15 protein-coding genes are annotated in these 16107 nt (G+C 73.8%); 6 read left to right on the top strand and 9 right to left on the bottom strand.

Annotated elements, in window-relative coordinates; translation table 11 throughout:
- Positions 1 to 93: 93 nt before the first annotated feature.
- The 4 genes from ACGH52_RS15460 to ACGH52_RS15445 all read right to left on the bottom strand — a co-directional run bounded on the left by ACGH52_RS15460 (position 94) and on the right by ACGH52_RS15445 (position 6035).
- Complete coding sequence (locus tag ACGH52_RS15460; RefSeq protein ID WP_121700794.1) at positions 94 to 1809, bottom strand: glycosyltransferase family 2 protein; 1716 nt, start codon at positions 1807 to 1809, stop codon at positions 94 to 96.
- Entirely contained in the window at positions 1806 to 4049 is a 2244-nt protein-coding gene (locus ACGH52_RS15455; protein WP_121700795.1) for a CDP-glycerol glycerophosphotransferase family protein, read from the bottom strand. The genes ACGH52_RS15460 and ACGH52_RS15455 overlap by 4 nt, the downstream gene beginning before the upstream one ends.
- A gap of 146 nt (positions 4050 to 4195) precedes the next feature.
- Entirely contained in the window at positions 4196 to 5083 is an 888-nt protein-coding gene (locus ACGH52_RS15450) for an ABC transporter ATP-binding protein (protein WP_399939865.1), read from the bottom strand.
- Positions 5076 to 6035 (bottom strand): ABC transporter permease, encoded by a 960-nt coding sequence (locus tag ACGH52_RS15445; protein WP_210976289.1) that lies wholly within the window; start codon positions 6033 to 6035, stop codon positions 5076 to 5078. The genes ACGH52_RS15450 and ACGH52_RS15445 overlap by 8 nt, the downstream gene beginning before the upstream one ends.
- Before the next feature lie 172 nt (positions 6036 to 6207).
- On the opposite strand from ACGH52_RS15445, the gene ACGH52_RS15440 reads away from it, so the two are divergent.
- Genes ACGH52_RS15440 through ACGH52_RS15420 form a run of 5 tightly spaced genes read left to right on the top strand, consistent with a single transcriptional unit; the run spans position 6208 to position 8792 of the window.
- Entirely contained in the window at positions 6208 to 6840 is a 633-nt protein-coding gene (locus ACGH52_RS15440) for a TetR/AcrR family transcriptional regulator (protein ID WP_059301623.1), read from the top strand.
- A 40-nt stretch (positions 6841 to 6880) separates the two neighbouring features.
- Positions 6881 to 7276, top strand: coding sequence for a nuclear transport factor 2 family protein (locus ACGH52_RS15435; RefSeq protein WP_367115519.1), 396 nt, complete (start codon positions 6881 to 6883; stop codon positions 7274 to 7276).
- Positions 7277 to 7322: 46 nt separating this feature from the next.
- Positions 7323 to 7718, top strand: a complete 396-nt coding sequence (locus tag ACGH52_RS15430; RefSeq protein ID WP_399939860.1) for a GNAT family N-acetyltransferase — start codon at positions 7323 to 7325, stop codon at positions 7716 to 7718.
- A gap of 28 nt (positions 7719 to 7746) precedes the next feature.
- Positions 7747 to 8358, top strand: coding sequence for a DinB family protein (locus tag ACGH52_RS15425; RefSeq protein ID WP_076974623.1), 612 nt, complete (start codon positions 7747 to 7749; stop codon positions 8356 to 8358).
- Positions 8355 to 8792, top strand: a complete 438-nt coding sequence (locus ACGH52_RS15420) for a glutaredoxin domain-containing protein (RefSeq protein ID WP_059301620.1) — start codon at positions 8355 to 8357, stop codon at positions 8790 to 8792. The genes ACGH52_RS15425 and ACGH52_RS15420 overlap by 4 nt, the downstream gene beginning before the upstream one ends.
- 7 nt (positions 8793 to 8799) lie before the next feature.
- Here ACGH52_RS15420 and galE read toward each other — a convergent pair whose 3' ends face one another.
- Both galE and ACGH52_RS15410 read right to left on the bottom strand, forming a co-directional pair.
- Positions 8800 to 9780, bottom strand: a complete 981-nt coding sequence (galE, locus tag ACGH52_RS15415) for a UDP-glucose 4-epimerase GalE (RefSeq protein ID WP_076974621.1) — start codon at positions 9778 to 9780, stop codon at positions 8800 to 8802.
- A 76-nt stretch (positions 9781 to 9856) separates the two neighbouring features.
- A complete protein-coding gene (locus tag ACGH52_RS15410) occupies positions 9857 to 10327 on the bottom strand; it encodes a MarR family winged helix-turn-helix transcriptional regulator (RefSeq protein ID WP_121702388.1) in 471 nt (156 codons plus the stop codon).
- Between the two features lie 141 nt (positions 10328 to 10468).
- Here ACGH52_RS15410 and ACGH52_RS15405 point away from each other — a divergent pair, with 141 nt between their 5' ends.
- The gene (locus tag ACGH52_RS15405) at positions 10469 to 10882 is read left to right on the top strand and encodes an organic hydroperoxide resistance protein (RefSeq protein WP_076974620.1); all 414 of its coding nucleotides are present in this window, start codon (positions 10469 to 10471) and stop codon (positions 10880 to 10882) included.
- Positions 10883 to 10897: 15 nt separating this feature from the next.
- Here ACGH52_RS15405 and ACGH52_RS15400 read toward each other — a convergent pair whose 3' ends face one another.
- The 3 genes from ACGH52_RS15400 to ACGH52_RS15390 all read right to left on the bottom strand — a co-directional run bounded on the left by ACGH52_RS15400 (position 10898) and on the right by ACGH52_RS15390 (position 16102).
- Positions 10898 to 12451 carry a hypothetical protein gene (locus ACGH52_RS15400; protein ID WP_399939854.1) on the bottom strand — a complete coding sequence of 518 codons (1554 nt, stop codon included), beginning with the start codon at positions 12449 to 12451 and terminating at the stop codon, positions 10898 to 10900.
- Between the two features lie 103 nt (positions 12452 to 12554).
- Positions 12555 to 13871, bottom strand: coding sequence for a hypothetical protein (locus ACGH52_RS15395; protein WP_399939851.1), 1317 nt, complete (start codon positions 13869 to 13871; stop codon positions 12555 to 12557).
- Positions 13868 to 16102: a CDP-glycerol glycerophosphotransferase family protein gene (locus tag ACGH52_RS15390; RefSeq protein ID WP_399939848.1), complete on the bottom strand. Its 2235-nt coding sequence runs from the start codon at positions 16100 to 16102 to the stop codon at positions 13868 to 13870. The genes ACGH52_RS15395 and ACGH52_RS15390 overlap by 4 nt, the downstream gene beginning before the upstream one ends.
- Positions 16103 to 16107: the final 5 nt, after the last annotated feature.

The following is a 16107-nucleotide window of genomic DNA, read 5'->3' as shown; positions in this document are numbered from 1 at the left end:
GGGTGCCGCCTGCGCCCACCCGTGCCGCCCCAGCGGCACGACTGCCCGCAGCTGGGGCGGGTGCGGCACGACTGCCCGCAGCTGGAGTGGGCGTCAACGGAGGACGTTGGCCACCAAGCGGGCTGCTCTTCGGGTTCTCGGGGTGGAGAGGCGGCGGGCTGCCGGGCGGAGGATGGCTGAGGTGGCCCCCGCCGGGCGCCAGGTGATCTGGAGGCGGCCCGGGTTGTGGCCCTCCGGGCGGAGGGTGATCCGGTGGGGCGTGAGGCCGGTGCGGTAGGGGACGCGGGCCGTGAGGGGCGGGAAGGTCAGCGGCGCCAGGAGGATCCCCGTGTGGGTGCGGCCCTGGTGGCGCAGCCGGAGTACGGGATGGCGGGTGCCCTCGAAGCCGTGGACCGGGAGACGAGCCGCCGCCAGGTCCAGGCGGACGCGGCCCTCGAAAAGCCCGGGGCGGACCGGCGAGAGGCGGAAGGGCACCGTGAGGCGCCGGCGGCCGGGGGAGAGGTGGAGCACGGCGCGCTGGGGGCCGACGGGGAGGCGCAGGGCCGGGTCGTAGGTGCGGACGGTGAGGTCGACCGAGGCACCGGGACCGCGCCTGACCTCCGTGATCTCGTGCCGGAGCAGGGCGGTGAAGAACGGGCGGGTGTCCAGTTCGAGGTCCGTCAGGTCCAGCTCGCGCCGGGCCTCGGGGGAGTCCGGGACGCCCTCGCCCCAGTACACGCGGCCGCTCTCCTCGTCCGGCGTCACCCGGCGCGGCGCCACGTCGTGGCCGAGGCCGCGGGCCGCCGTGCGGACGTCGGACAGACGCCGGTCGCGCAGCAGGCGCAGGACGACCCGTTCGGCGCGGGGCAGCCGGGCGTAGGCGCCGTCGGCGAGTGTGTCGAGGTAGGGGTTCATCAGGTCGGCGAAGGACGCCAGCCACGCGTCGTCCCGGTAGGGGAGGTCACCGGCGTACATCCGGAAGTCGTGCTTGAGGAACTTGAAGTCCTTGTCCTCGCGCAGCCCCTCGTGCCCGCTCTCGGCCAGGAACGCGTCGATGAGCCGCTGCACGTGGACGCGGTCGCGGACGTTGGTGAGCTTGTGCCGCTGGTTGGAGATGGAGGCGGAGTCGGAGGCGGCGTACGGGGCTATGTACCAGCGGTAGACCGGCTCGGGGACGACGGTGAACGTCTTGGCCAGGCAGTACGCCTGCGCCGAGAAGAGCTGGTCCTCGTAGTGGATGCCCTCCGGGAAGCGCAGGCCGTGCCGGTCGAGGAAGGCGCGGGCGTACATCTTGCTGGTGGAGAGGTGCTCGAAGAACAGCCGCGGGTCGGCCTCGATGCCGTCGAGGGTGCGGCGCTCGGCGACCAGGTGCGGCATCCAGGTCGTCCGGCGTCCGCCGTCCACGCGGACGCGGTGCACGGCGCCCATCGCGAAGTCCAGGTCGCGTTCGCGGTGGGCGGCGAGCAGGACCTCGACGGCACGCTCGGGGAGTTCGTCGTCGCTGTCCAGGAACATCAGGTACGGCGCCCGGGCGATCTCCAGGGCGCGGTTGCGCGGGGCGCTGCACCCGCCGCTGTTCTCGGGCAGCCGGAGGTACACGATCCGCGGGTCGTGGGCGGCCAGTTCGCGGGCCACCTCCTCGGTCGCGTCCGTCGAGTGGTCGTCGCTGATGACGACCTCGATGTTCGCGTGGGTCTGGCGCAGCACGGACGCGACGGCGCGGGGGAGGCGTTCGGCGTCGTTGTAGACGATGACCGTGACGGTGACGTCCGGGATGCTCATGGGCGGCAGGAGCGTGCCTGTGGCGGGGCTCGTGGTGGCTGTCCTCATGACGCGCAGGCCTCCTCGGGGTTCGGGGCCGGGGTGCGGTCCTCGACCGGCAGGACCGGGGGCAGGGTCCGCTCGTCCTCGCCGAGGAAGACCCGGCGCACGACGCGTTCGGCGGCGCGGCCGTCGTCGTACTCGCAGAAGCGGCGCCGGAAGGCGGTCCGTGCCTTGGTCGCGCGTTCGTCGTGCCAGGCGTCGGTGGTGAGGATCTCCGTCAGTTCCGCCTGGGTGCGGGCGACCGGCCCGGGGGCCTCGGCCATCAGGTCGAAGTAGACGCCGCGGGTGGTGCGGTACGTCTCCCAGTCGTCGGCGTGGATGACGATCGGGCGGTCGAGGTTGGCGTAGTCGAACATGATCGACGAGTAGTCGGTGACCAGCGCGTCGGCGGCCAGGCACAGTTCCTCGACGGGTTCGTAGGAGGAGACGTCGACGAGGCGGCCGGTGCGGCGCAGGCCCGCCAGCGGGGCCGAGGGGGATGCGGCGCTGTCGTAGAAGTAGTGGGCGCGCACCAGCAGAACCGTTTCCTCGCCGAGTCGGTCGGCGAGGGCGGCGAGGTCGAGGCGCGGGGTCCAGCCGGCCTCGTAGTCGCGGTGGGTGGGCGCGTAGAGGACCGCGCGGCGGCCGGGCGCGATGCCGAGGCGTGCGCGGGCCGCGCGGACCTCGGCGGGACCGGCGGTGTAGTACACGTCGTTGCGCGGGTAGCCGTGGTCGAGGGAGATGTGGCGGGACGGGTAGGCCCGCTGCCACATGCGGGTGGAGTGGCTGTTGGCGGAGACGCTGAAGTCCCACTTGTCGACGCGTTCCAGCAGGGCCTGGAAGTCCAGGCCGTGGGCGGCGGCCGGGTAGGGCAGCTGGTCCACGCCCATGCGCTTGAGCGGGGTGCCGTGGTGGGTCTGGAGGTGGACGGTGCCGGGGCGTTTGACCACCGCGTCCGGGAAGTTGACGTTGTTGACCAGGTACTTGGCGCGGGCCAGCACCTCCCAGTAGCGGCGGGTGCCGGGCACGACGTGGTCGGTGCCGGGCGGCAGCAGGGCCGCGCCCTGCGCCGTGACCACCCACACGGGGTGGACGCCCGGGGCGAGTTCGGTGAGCTTGGCGGCGATCGCGGCCGGGTTGCAGGCCACCCCGCGGTTCCAGTACGCCGAGAAGACCGCGAGGTGCGGGTCGAGGGGCCGGGCCAGGGCGGCGCGGTACTGGAGGGTGCGCAGCCGCGTGCCGGCCCGGCGTCTGCCGGTGCGCACGGCGGAGCGCACCCCGCGGCGGGCGTGGTTGGCGCTCTGGAGGGCGCGGTACTTGCCGTAGGCGCCCTCCTCCAGGAGCGACCGGCGTACGCCCTCCAGACCGGCCGGGCGCCGCGGTTTCTCGGGGCGGTGGCGCCGGGCGGTCACGGACGCCCGGTGGAAGAACTCGCGCGCCACGTCGTCCGGCATCCCGGCGCGGGCGAAGGTGTGCAGGCAGTCGCGGACCAGCAGGTCGTACAGGACCCCCTGGACGGCGGGCCGGTCGGCGGCCAGGCCCAGGAGCGCCTCGTAGCGGTCGACCAGCGCGTACCGCTCGGCGGGCGTGGGCGGCGGGAGGCTCTCGGGGCGCAGTCGGCGGTCCTCGTACGCCGGGAGCGGCAGGCAGGCGACGCGGTCGGCGAGCAGCAGCGCGGCGTACGCGGCGAACGGCTCGTCCTCGGTGGTCAGGAGCCGCTCGCGGGCCCGCCAGAAGGCGGCGCGCACGACGCGGTTGCCCAGCAGCGGGGTCAGCCGGAGCAGTGCCGCGCGGTCGTCCAGGGCGAGGTCGGCGCGGCCCGCGCGGGCCAGCCGGGGGCCGTCGGGGGAGGGCAGGCCCGAGGCCCGCCACGAGCTGCGGACATGGTCGAGGAGCAGGACGTCCACGGTGTCGGGCAGGCCGCCGACGTGCTCGGCGACGGCGGGCGGGGCGCCGACCGGCAGCCCGTCCTTGGCGTGCACGAAGTGCAGCCACCGGCCCCGCGCCCGGGCCGCCCCCGCCGAGCGGGCCGCGGCGTCCCCCGCCCCGTCCGGCAGGGGCAGCACGGTGAAGGCCGGTGCGTGCCGCTCGGCGACTTCGCGCGCCCAGTCGCCGACGGCGGCGACGATCACCTCGACGCCGGTGAGGGAGTGGGCGTCCAGGGAGTCGAGGAGGGCGGGCAGGTGGTCCTCGACGTTGCGGCCGTGGACGATGACGCTGAGGTCGGGGCCCGGCTGAGGGGCCGTCTCGGGGACCGTCTCGGGCATCGCGGGGACTCCTTCGCCTCGGCCTTCGCTGCGTCGCTCCCGGTCGCTCCTGTGGGTCGGGTTCTATTCGGTCATAGTGACATCAATCGCGCAAAAGGCTTAATCGTGGGCGCCGTGCGTACGCCTCCCGGGGGACGGAGGGCCGGTCACGCCACCGCCTTCGCCCCGGTGGCGGGCTGGGGAGCCGTCTGGGAGGTCGCCTTGGGAGTCGCCTTGGGGGTCGCCTTGGCTTTCGCGGCCCGGTCCGGCCCGCCGGTGAACTTCTCGTACTCCTTCAGCACCTCCTCCGTCGGCCCGTCCATGCGCAGCTCGCCGCGCTCCAGCCACAGCACCCGGTCGCAGGTGTCGCGGATGGACTTGTTGCTGTGGCTGACCAGGAACACCGTGCCGGCGTGCTGCCGCAGCTCCCGGATGCGTTCCTCGGAGCGCTTCTGGAAGGAGCGGTCGCCCGTGGCCAGGGCCTCGTCGACGAGGAGGACGTCGTGGTCCTTGGCGGCGGCGATGGAGAACCGCAGCCGGGCCGCCATGCCGGAGGAGTAGGTGCGCATCGGCAGGGTGATGAAGTCGCCCTTCTCGTTGATGCCCGAGAAGTCGACGATCTCCTGGTAGCGCTCCTTGATCTGCGCGCGGGACATGCCCATCGCCAGGCCGCCGAGGTACACGTTGCGCTCGCCGGTGAGGTCGTTCATCAGGGCGGCGTTGACGCCGAGCAGGGAGGGCTGCCCGTCGGTGTAGATCCTGCCGTTCTCCACCGGGAGCAGGCCGGCGACCGCCTTGAGCAGCGTCGACTTGCCCGAGCCGTTGGTGCCTATCAGGCCGATGGCCTCGCCGCGGTAGGCCACGAAGGACACGTTCTTCACGGCGTGCACCCGGCGTACGCCGGCGGCCTTCTCGGTCTGCTTCCGGCGCAGGATGCGGTTGAGGGCGGCGGTCGCGGAGCCGCGCCCGGCCCCGGTGCCGTTGACCCGGTAGACGATGTCGACGCCGTCGGCGACGACGGTGGGTACCCGCTCGGCGGGGGTGTTGTCAGCCACGACCGTACGTCTCCTCGGCCTTCCAGAAGTAGATGAAGCCGCCGATCCCGGCGACCAGGGCCCAGCCCACCGCGAGCGCCCACACGTGCGGCGGCAGCTGGCTGCCCCCGAAGGTGTCGATCAGGGCGAAGCGCATCAGGTCGATGTAGACGACGGCGGGGTTGAGCTGGAGGGCGGTGCCGACCCAGGACGGCAGGCCGCTGTCCGGGCCGGTCATGTGCTCGATGCTGAACATGACGCCCGAGGCGTACATCCAGGTGCGCAGCAGGAACGGCATCAGCTGGGCCATGTCGGGGATCTTCGAGCCCACCCGGGCCATGACCATCGCCACGCCCGCGTTGAACACGAACTGCAGCACCAGCGCCGGGACCGCGAGCACCCAGGACGGGGTGGGCGGCACGCCGAAGGCCAGCAGGATCACGAGCAGGGCCGCCATCGAGAACAGCAGCTGCTGGAGCTGCTGGAGGCAGAACGACACCGGCAGCGCCGCCCGCGGGAAGTGCAGGGCGCGTACGAGGCCGAGGTTGCCGGAGATGGCGCGGGTGCCCGCCATGATCGAGCTCTGCGTGAAGGTCCACACGAACACGCCGGTGACCAGGAACGGGACGAAGTCCTCCACGCCGCGGCTGGTGTTCATCAGCATGCCGAAGATGAAGTAGTACACCGCCGCGTTGAGCAGGGGCGTCATCACCTGCCAGACCTGGCCCAGCTTGGCCTGGCTGTACTGGGCGGTGAGCTTGGCGGTGGAGAAGGCGCCGATGAAGTGCCGGCGCGCCCACAGCTGACGCACGTACTGGGGCAGGGAGGGGCGGGCACCGCTGACCGACAGCCCGTGCCGGGCGGCGAGCGCCGCGAGGTCGTGGTCGGCGGCGGGGCCGGGTGCGGTGGCGGAGGGGGCGGCGGCCTGGGCCGATGCCCGGGTGGGGGGTGGGGGATCGAGGACCTGGCTCACATCCGGTGCTTTCGCTCGGGGGAGGGGGCGAGAGGGCGACGCCCGTCGTTCACCTGGGTGACCGTGTGAGTTCACTTACGTCGGGACGGCACCGTATCGTCGTAACGTGAGCGTAGGGCGTGGTGACGCCGGAACGCAACCGTTTCGTCGTGACGCCCTATGCTTGCCCCGTATGACGACCAACGCCGCCGCCGACGAGCCGACGCCGCGCCCGCGCCGCCGGGCCCCCGCGGGGGCGGCGGTGCTCCGCGAGGACGTGACGGAGGCCATCCGGGCGGCGGTCTTCGAGGAACTGGCCGCGGTCGGCTACGCCCGGATGTCCATCGAGGGCATCGCGCGCCGCGCGGGCGTCGGCAAGACCGCCGTCTACCGGCGCTGGCGCTCCAAGCTGCACCTGGTGCTCGACATCGTCTCCGCCCTCGCCGTGCAGGGCCTGCCCGCGCCGGACACCGGCTCCCTGGAGGGCGACCTGCGGCTGCTGTACGAGGTGACGTCCCGGGCCCTGCGCCACCCGGTGGCCTCGCAGGTCATCCCCGACCTCCAGGCGGAGGCGGCCCGCAACCCGGACATCGCCGAGGCGCTGCAGAAGACCCTGCGGGAGGGCCAGGACGGCGTCGCCAGCAGGATCCTCGCCGCGGCGGCCGAACGCGGCGAACTGGATCCCGCCCTCGACACCGACCTGGCCCTCGACCTGATCTCGGGCCCGCTGTACTGGCGCTCGGTGGTCGTCCGCACCCCGAAGCTGCCGAAGGGCTACCTGGGCTCGCTGGCCCGGGCCACGGCGGAGGGCCTGAAGGCGCTCTGAGCCGGGACCGGCTGTCAGTGGCTCCTGCCAGGATGCGCCCATGGAACGTACGGAACCGATGGATCCTACGGGGATCGTGCAGGAGTTCTGGGCCCGCATGCGGGCCCGTGACTGGGAGGGCCTCGGCGCGCTGCTCGCCGACGACCTGGTGGTGGAGTGGCCGGTCAGCGCCGAGCGGATCGAGGGCCGCGCGGACTTCGTGAGCGTCAACGCGCGGTATCCGGAGGGCTGGTCGATCGAGGTGCTGCGCGTCGTGGCCGACGGCGGGACCGTGGTCTCGGAGGTGGAGGTCCCGCACGAGACGATGGGCGTCCACCGGGCCGTGTCGCTGTGGACGGTCCGGGACGGGCGGATAGCGGGCGGCCGGGAGTACTGGACGGCACTGGGCTCGGACCCGTCGCCGCAGTGGCGGGCGCCCTTCGTGCGACCGCTGTAGACGATGCCCGCTCCCGGCTCCCGGGCCGCCCGCATACGATCGGACCGTGACGATCACCTACCGGTGGCGAGGAGACGTCGACAACGCCCTCCTCGACGCCCTCCACGCCGACGCCTTCGGCCACCCGGCCGACGGGACCGACTGGCGGGCGCGACTGGAGCGGCACAGCCTGGGCTGGGTCTGCGCCCGGGAGGGCGGCTCGCTGGTCGGCTTCGTCAACGTCGTCTGGGACGGCGGGGCACACGCCTTCCTCCTGGACACGGTGGTGGCCCGGCACCGCCGGTCCCGCGGGGTGGGCGCCCGACTGGTCTCGGTCGCCGCCGAACAGGCCCGGGCGGCGGGGTGCGAGTGGCTGCACGTCGACTTCGAGGACGACCTGCGCCCGTTCTACTTCGACACGTGCGGGTTCAAGGAGACGACGGCCGGTCTCATCGCCCTGTGAAGCGCCGGGCGGACGGCACACTGGTCCGATGATCCCAACAGACCCCAAGGCCACTCTCCGCTTCTACCTCCAGTCCGCCCGCGACGCCCTGCTCTGGAAGCTCGAAGGGCTCTCGGAGTACGACATACGGCGCCCGGCCACGCCGACCGGTACCAATCTGCTCGGGCTGGTGAAGCACGTCGCCACCGTGGAGCTGGGTTATCTCGGCGAGGTCTTCGGGCGGCCGCCGGAGGAAGCGCTGCCCTGGATGGCGGAGGGTGCCGAGGCCGACGCGGACATGTGGGCCACCGCCGACGAGTCGCGCGAGTACGTAGTGGGGGTGTACCGCCGGGCGTGGGCCCACGCGGACGCGACGATCGACGCGCTGGCGCTGGACACGGTCGGCAAGGTGCCCTGGTGGGCCGAGGGCAGGGACGAGGTGACGTTGCACCACGCCGTGATCCGCGTGATCGCGGACACCCAGCGGCACGCCGGGCACGCCGACATCATCCGGGAGCTGACGGACGGCGCCGTGGGGATGCGCGAGGACAACGTCGGGCTGCCGACGGGGGATGCCGCGCGGTGGGAGGCGTACCGGGCCCGGATCGAGCAAGCGGCTCGGGAGGCCGGACGCCGGGGGGACTCGGGGCGGGCCCGATGAGGCGGGCGTGGACGGGCCCGGTGCTGCTGCTGATCGCCGGAGCGGGGGCCGCGACCGGGCCGTTCGTCCAGGGGCGTCCGGGGACGGGTGCCGTGCTGTCGCTGGTGTTCGTGCTGCTGGCGGGGCTGACCTCGCCGCTGGTGTTCCCCAGGTCGATCGGTGCGCCGGAGGCGCGGCGGCGCAGTGCCGTCGACGGGCGGCCGGTCGTCTTCTGGCGCCCGGGGTGCGCCTACTGCCTGCGGCTGCGCATCCGGCTGGGGCACAGGGCCCGGCGGCTGCACTGGGTCGACATCTGGCGGGACGAGGCCGGGGCGGAGCTGGTGCGCGGGGTCAACGACGGCAACGAGACCGTGCCCACGCTGCTCGTGGCGGGCCGGCCGTACACCAACCCCGACCCCGCCTGGGTGCGTGAGCAGGTCTCCTCGCCGCGCTGACCGGGCGTCAGTCCCGGGCCGCCTCGGGGTGGAGCCGCACCCAGCCCGCCCAGGCCGACGTGATCATGTCCTCGACGTCGTACTTGGCCTTCCAGTCCAGTTCGACGGCGGCGCGGTCGGCCGAGGCGACGACGCGGGCCGGGTCGCCGGGGCGGCGGGGCGTGACCGTCGGCGGCTGGTCGTAGCCGGTGAGGGCGTTGATGCGGTCGATCATCTCGCGGACGGAGACGCCCTCGCCCCGGCCGATGTTGAGGGTGAGGGCGCGGCCCGGGGAGGACTGAAGAGCGCGGGCCGCCGCCACATGGGCCTCGGCCAGGTCCACGACGTGGATGTAGTCGCGCACGCAGGTGCCGTCCGGCGTCGCGTAGTCGTCGCCGAAGATCCGGGGTGCCGCGGACTCCGTCAGCTTCTCGAAGACCATCGGGACGAGGTTGTAGACGCCGGTGTCGGCCAGCTCCGGGCTCGCCGCGCCCGCCACGTTGAAGTAGCGCAGGGACGCCGTGGCCAGGCCCGCGGCCTTGCCGGTGGCCCGGACCAGCCACTCGCCGGCCAGCTTGGTCTCGCCGTAGGGCGACATCGGCACGCAGGGCGTCTCCTCGGTCACGAGGTCGACGTCGGGCATGCCGTACACGGCGGCGGAGGAGGAGAAGACGAAGGACGGGACACCGGCCTCCGTGACCGCGTCCAGCAGGACACGCAGGCCCTCCACGTTCTCCCGGTAGTAGTGCAGGGGCAGGTCCACCGACTCGCCGACCTGCTTCTTGGCGGCCAGGTGCACCACGCCGGTGACCGAGTGGTCGGCCAGGGCGCGCGCGACGCGCTCGCCGTCCAGGACCGAGCCCACCACCAGGGGGACGCCGTCGGGCACGCGCTCGGCGATCCCCGTGGACAGGTCGTCGTAGACCACGGCCTTCTCGCCCGCTTCGGTCATCGCCCGTACGACATGCGCCCCGATGTATCCGGCGCCGCCGGTGATCAGCCAGGTCATTGCGGCCGTCCCCTTCGTTCAGTGTTCCTTGGTAGCCATGATCCGTCATCCGGCGCCCGCCGGGCGCCCGCACCCCTCAGGACGGATCGGGGGCCGGATCGGTGCCGTACGCGTCCAGCGCCGCCGTGAGCCGGTCGAGGCGGGCGCGCAGGTCCTGGACCTCGGTGAGGTCCAGGCCGGTCGCCGCGGAGATCCGGCGCGGCACCTCGACGGCCCGCTCGCGCAGCGCCACGCCCTGGCCGGTCAGCCGCACTTCCACCGACCGCTCGTCGCGGACGCTGCGCTCACGCCGGACCAGACCGGCCGCCTCGAGCCGCTTGAGCAGGGGCGACAGCGTGCCGGAGTCGAGACGGAGGTGCTCGCCGAGCTTCTTCACCGGCAGCTCGCCGTGCTCCCACAGCACCAGCATGACCAGGTACTGCGAGTAGGTGAGCCCCAGATCCTTGAGGGCGACGCGGTAGACGCCGCCGAAGGCGCGCGACGCGGCGTTCAGGGAGAAGCAGATCTGCTGGTCCAGGCGGAGCCAGTCGGTCGCGGGCGTGGTCATGCGCTCCAGGGTAACCGACCACCCCGGAGTGCGCTATTTAGTTGTGCACAACTTAGTTGCATTCAATTCAACAGCGTGCTCTACTTGTGGCTGTCAGGCACGCAGGTCTCCTCCCGAACTCCTGAAAGGGACGGTTCTCCCATGGACGCGCTCTACACCGCCGCCGCCACCGCCACCCACGGCCGCGACGGCCGCACCGTCAGCTCCGACGGCAAGCTCGACCTCGCCCTCGGCGTCCCCGTCGAGATGGGCGGCAACGGCGAGGGCACCAACCCCGAGCAGCTGTTCGCCGCCGGGTACGCCGCCTGTTTCGGCAGCGCCCTCGGTGTGGTCGGCCGGGCGGCGAAGGTCGACGTCAGTGATGCCGCGGTGACCGCCGAGGTCGGCATCGGCAAGCAGGGCGAGGGCTTCGCGCTGGCCGTCACCCTCCGGGTCGAGCTGCCCGAGGGGCTCGACGAGGAGACCGGCCGCAAGCTGGTCGAGCAGGCCCACCAGGTCTGCCCCTACTCCAACGCCACCCGCGGCAACATCCCGGTCGACCTCGTCATCGAGTAGCCGCCGGGACCCCGCTCACCCGACCCGCGCCAGCACCTCCCCGGTCCGTTCGCTCCACGCGACGACCACCGCCTCCGCGGGCACCGGGTGCCAGCGGGTCAGCAGCAGCCAGCGGACGTGGTAGCGGCGGGCGACGGCGGTGCGCTCGGCGCGGGTGGAGCCCGGCGCGAGGTACGCCTCGACGTCGGCCACCCGCCGCCCGCGCTCGCGCTCGTCCAGCGACGGGTCCGGCCAGGCGGGCGCCGCGAGGTTCGGCCCGTACCCGGCGATGGCGTGCCCGGCGTAGTAGCCGTCGGTGATCACGACCTCGCCGGGCCCGATGTGCCGGGCCGCCCACGCGTACGCCGGCCAGCTCGGCGGCTGCTCGAAGCCCACCGGGTCCAGCGCGCGCGGCACCACCGCCCCCGCGTGGACCGTGAGGAAACCGAGCAGGGCGCCCGCCGTCGCCGCCCAGCCCAGCGCCGCCCGCCACCGCCCCCACGGCCGGGGCGCCGCCAGCTCCACCGCCAGGGCGAACTGCAGGGGCACCAGCGTGAGCCCGAGGATCCGGCCGTAGGTGTAGTGGCCGCTCAGCCAGCCGTACGCGACGACCGCGCAGTCCAGCGCGAACATCAGCACCAGCGGGTCCCGCCGCGAGCGGCGGCCGCGCGCCCACAGGGCCGGCAGGCCGAGCAGCGCCAGCCAGAACTCCCCGGGCAGGTGGAGGTAGAGCACCCGGTGCATGGCGTCCACGCTGCCGTCGTCGGCCAGTGCGAACACGTCGAAGTACGGCCAGGCCGCGGCCGCCCCCACCGCCACGGCGCCCGTCAGCGCCCACCGCCCCACGACCGGCCCGCGCCACCCGCGCTGCCATCCGGCCACCAGCGCCACCGCACCGAGCACCGCCGCCACCGAGGTGATCGGGTGGACGAGGAGGATCAGGCCGTACAGGGCGCCGAGCCCCGCGTAACCGGGCAGACCGCGCAGTCCGCTCGGCCCCACGTACCGCACCCGGCGCCGGTCCCGCGCCCGTGCGCCGGTCAGGGCCCAGGCCCAGAAGGTGAGCCCGATCGCGCACGTCGACGGGTAGCCGAGGTTGCCCGTCAGCGACATCAGCCCGAGGTAGCCGCTCCACCAGGCCCGCTCGGTGCCCCACAGCAGCGTCATCGCGCCCAGCGCGAGGACCGGCGCCCACGGCCGCGGGGTCAGCACCCGCACGAAGCGGCCCAGGCCGGTCAGCAGCACCAGCAGGTTCAGCGGCCCGGCGAGCCGCACCACCTCCCAGCCGCCCAGCCCCGTCAGCCGGGCGAACGCGCCCTGGGCCACCGCGTACGGCGAGTAGTACGCGCTGCCCGCGCCCGGCAGGTCGGCCATCGGGTGCCGGGGGTGGAGGAGATTCTCCTTCAGGCGCTCGACCACGGCCGCGTGCTGCCCGGCGTCGCAGCACAGCGGCACCGCCCAGTAGGCCAGCGTCATTACCAGGAAGAAGAGGAAGCCGGCGGCCTGGTACGGGGTGGGGCGCCAGGCGCGTCCGCCGCGCAGTGCCGTCGCGCCGCGCACCGGCCGCCGGACGAGGACGTCGGCGCTCACGACACAGCGGGAGTGTGGGGCATTCGGGACATTTGGCGTATGTTCCCGGCGAGGTCGCCCCCGTCAATCCCTCAACGGCCCAAGTCACCCGGGTAGCGGACGCTCAGCCGACCGCGCCCGCCCGGTCCGGCTGGCCCTGCGCCGGCAGCGGCACCCGGGCGCCCCGCACCACCGGCTCCAGCAGCAGCGGCACCCCCACCACCGGCAGCAGCCACGCCAGTACGATCAGTCGCTCGCCCCAGATGTTGATGTCCGGGTGCCCGGCCTGGGTGAGGACCCCGGTGCACGCCGCCGCGACCAGGAAGCCGCCGACCGCGCCCCCGCGCCGCAGGGCGCCCCACGCCCCGGCGGCCAGCGCCGCCGCGAACAGCGGCTGCCACGCCTGCCTGCGCAGCCACTCCACCCAGAAGTTGCCCTGCAACTGCCAGAACTCCGGCCACGGGTGCTCCCGGTCGGGCCGGGCGAAGTGGCCGGTGAGCAGGTCCTGGAGGCTGTCCGCCTCGGACGGGTAGTGCAGCAGCCGCGCCAGCAGCAGGGTGCCGGCCGCCCCGGCCAGGCCCACGGCCCCGAGCGCCAGCACCTCCCGGGGCGCCGTACCGCCCCGCCCCCGAAGCCGCCGCCGGTACCGGCGCAGGGCGATCAGCGCGCCCGCCGCCGCCAGGCACAGGCCGAGGAACAGCGCCTGGGAGTGCTTGACCGTGAACAGGGCCAGCAGCGATCCGGCGACCAGCGCGAGCCCGGTCCGCCGCCGGCCCGCCCGCAGCACCAGCGCGCAGCCCCACACCGCCGCCAGGGTCAGCGCCATCAGCAGGCCCTCGGTCATCGGGCGCATCGCGGTCGTCCCGCACGGCAGCACGTAGTACAGCGCCTGCCCGGTCAGCGCGAGCGGCACCGGCACCGACAGGGTCCGCAGGAGCAGGAAGACCAGGACGCCGCCCGCCCCCGCGATCACGACGCCCGCCGACCACAGGCCCCACGTCGGCCCGAAGGCCAGGACGAACGGCACCAGAAAGGCGGGATACCCCGGCCGCGCCTCGAAGATCGCCATGAAGCGCTCCGGCATGTACGGCACCGTGTGCCCGCCGGTCTGCCCGGCCGCCAGCCGCGGCTCCACCACCGCCCACTCCCGCGCGCGGCACTCGGCCAGCACCTCGGCGGTGGGGTCGGGGCGGTGGAAGCGGACCACGTGCACGCTCTGGTCCCGCCGCGCCCGCTCCGCGCGGCTCGCGCACACGTAGTCGATGGTGGCCGTGGCCGCCGCACGCTTGCTCTCCCCGGTCAGACTCAGGGCGTACGACAGGTAGTTCTTGGTGTCGGGCGTGTCCCGGCCGGTGACGTTCGCCAGCTGGAGCGCGGCGAACACGGCGGCCAGGAGCAGCACACCCAGTACCCGGCGGCTCACCGGGCCGCGGGGTCTCATACGGAGGGCAGCAGGTCGCGTCCGGACGGGACGGCGCGGGCGCCGGGGACGCCGGAGGGCTCCGGCGCGGGCATCGGCTCGCCGAGCAGCAGCGTGCGCACCACCCGCTCGGCGGCCCTCCCGTCCTCGTACTCGCAGTACCGGGCCCGAAAGGACGCCCGCAGCCGCGCCGCCTCCTCGTCCCGCCACGCCCCGGACGCCAGCAGCCACGCCAGCTCCCGGTAGGAGCGCGAGACGTGCCCGGGTGCCTCCTCGGTGATGTCGAAGTACGTGCCGCGGGTCGCCGTGTACGGGCCCCAGTCGTCGGCGTGGACCAGGATCGGCCGGTCCAGGAGCGCGTAGTCGAACATCAGGGCGGAGTAGTCGGTGATCAGCAGGTCGGAGGCGAGCATCAGGTCCTCCACGTGCGGTTCGTCCGTCGCGTCGATCACCACGCCCCGCCGGTGCAGCTCCGCGAGGCCCAGGCCGCGCGCCGGGCCGGTGGCGAGGGACGGGTGCAGGCGCACCACCAGGGTGTGGCCCTCGCCGAGGTCGGCGGCGAGCCGGGCCACGTCCAGCCGCTCGACGAGCCCGCCGCGCCGGTACTCGCGGCGGGTCGGCGCGTACAGCACGACGGTGTGGCCCTCGGGGACGCCGAGCCGCTCGCGGACCCGGCGGCCCTCCTCGGGACCGGCGTCGACCAGGACGTCGTTGCGCGGGCTGCCGGTGCGCGCGGACGTGAAGTGGCAGGGGTAGGCCCGCTCCCAGATCCGCTCCGCGTACCGGCTCGCGACCAGGCTGTGGTCCCAGCGGTCGGCCCGGCGCAGCATCTGCGGCACGTCCAGGCCGTGCCGGGCGCCGGGCCTGCCCAGCAGGTCGACGCCCATGTACTTGAGCGGGGTGCCCTGGTGGGTGTGGATGTGGATGCTGCCGTCCCGCTTGGCCACGGTGCCGGGCCAGTTGACGTTGTTGACGAGGAACGCCGCCCGCTCGGTCACCCGGCGGTAGGCGGCACTGCCCAGGATCACGTGCTCGGTGCCCGGCGGCAGCAGGGCGGGGTCCGCCGCGCACTCCTCGTCCCGCACCACCCACACCCCGCGCAGGTGCGGCGCGAGTTCGCGGGCCGCGCGGTGGATCGCGGCGGGGTCGCCGAGCACGCCCCGGTGGGAGAACGCCGAGTACACGACGAGGTTGGGGTCCAGGGAGCGGCGGGGGAGCACGGCGGCGACCCGGCGTGCCCGCGCCGCGACCGCGCCGCGCGCCTGCCGCGTCCGGCGCTCCGCCTCCCGCGCCGCCCGCCCGGACTGCCGGCGCAGCCGGTAGGCGGTGTACGACCCCTCCAGCACCCGGAGTTCGGCCGGGACCGGGGCGTCCTGCGGCCGGTACGTGCGGAACATCTCGGCGGTGCGGTGGAAGAACTCGGCCCGGTCGGACGGCGGCAGCCGGTCCGGCTTGGACAGGATGTCCAGGCAGTGCTCGCCCATCTTGGCGTGCAGGAACGGCCGCCACCGGGCCGCCAGTTCCGGACGGGCGTCGAGGAAGGCGAAGACCCGCTCGTACTGCGCGTGGACGTCGAAGTGCTTGCGGCTGGTGGTGGACAGGATGTTGCCCTGGCGGCGCTGGCGGTAGTTCAGGCAGATCCGGTCCAGCGCGGCGATCCGCTCCGCGCTGAACATGACCGGGAAGGTCCAGGGCGTGTCCTCGTAGTAGCCGGGCGGGAAGGTGAAGCCCTCCCGTTCGACGAAGTCCCGCCGGTAGACCTTGTTCCACACCACCATCAGCAGGTCGAGGATCTCCGGGTGCCCGGCGGCCGTGAACGTGCCGTCGCCCGCCTCCGCGAGCACCCGGGCCAGGACGTTGCGGCGGGTGCCGCCCCACCAGTAGGTGCGCGCGTAGTCGAAGACCAGCACGTCCGGGTCGTCCGTCTCGGCGAGCCGGTCGGCCATGGCGCGCAGGGCGCCCGGGGTGAGGGTGTCGTCGCTGTCGAGGAAGAAGAGGTAGTCGCCACCGGCGTGCGGCAGCCCGGCGTTGCGGGCCCGGCCGAGGCCGACGTTCTCCTCCAGGTGCAGCACGCGCACCCGGTCGTCGCGGGCCGCGTACTCGTCCAGGATCGCCCCCGAACCGTCGGGGGAGCAGTCGTCGACGGCGATCACCTCGATGTCCCGGAAGGACTGGTCCAGGACCGAGTCGAGGCACTCGCGCAGGAAGCCCTGCACCTTGAAACAGGGGACGATGACGCTGAAGCGGGGCACGGCGG

It is taken from the genome of Streptomyces sp. BBFR25 (genome assembly GCF_044590125.1).
Lineage (GTDB): Bacteria > Actinomycetota > Actinomycetes > Streptomycetales > Streptomycetaceae > Streptomyces > Streptomyces canus_D.
This window is presented reverse-complemented; position numbering and strand designations above follow the sequence as displayed.

Excerpts from the sequence above, each read along its gene's own strand:
- ACGH52_RS15395 (WP_399939851.1), bottom strand. The coding sequence starts at position 13,871 with ATGAGACCCCGCGGCCCGGTGAGCCGCCGGGTACTGGGTGTGCTGCTC.
- ACGH52_RS15440 (WP_059301623.1), top strand. The coding sequence starts at position 6,208 with ATGACGACCAACGCCGCCGCCGACGAGCCGACGCCGCGCCCGCGCCGC.
- ACGH52_RS15410 (WP_121702388.1), bottom strand. The coding sequence starts at position 10,327 with ATGACCACGCCCGCGACCGACTGGCTCCGCCTGGACCAGCAGATCTGC.
- ACGH52_RS15435 (WP_367115519.1), top strand. The coding sequence starts at position 6,881 with ATGGAACGTACGGAACCGATGGATCCTACGGGGATCGTGCAGGAGTTC.
- galE (WP_076974621.1), bottom strand. The coding sequence starts at position 9,780 with ATGACCTGGCTGATCACCGGCGGCGCCGGATACATCGGGGCGCATGTC.
- ACGH52_RS15425 (WP_076974623.1), top strand. The coding sequence starts at position 7,747 with ATGATCCCAACAGACCCCAAGGCCACTCTCCGCTTCTACCTCCAGTCC.
- ACGH52_RS15420 (WP_059301620.1), top strand. The coding sequence starts at position 8,355 with ATGAGGCGGGCGTGGACGGGCCCGGTGCTGCTGCTGATCGCCGGAGCG.
- ACGH52_RS15405 (WP_076974620.1), top strand. The coding sequence starts at position 10,469 with ATGGACGCGCTCTACACCGCCGCCGCCACCGCCACCCACGGCCGCGAC.
- ACGH52_RS15460 (WP_121700794.1), bottom strand. The coding sequence starts at position 1,809 with ATGAGGACAGCCACCACGAGCCCCGCCACAGGCACGCTCCTGCCGCCC.
- ACGH52_RS15455 (WP_121700795.1), bottom strand. The coding sequence starts at position 4,049 with ATGCCCGAGACGGTCCCCGAGACGGCCCCTCAGCCGGGCCCCGACCTC.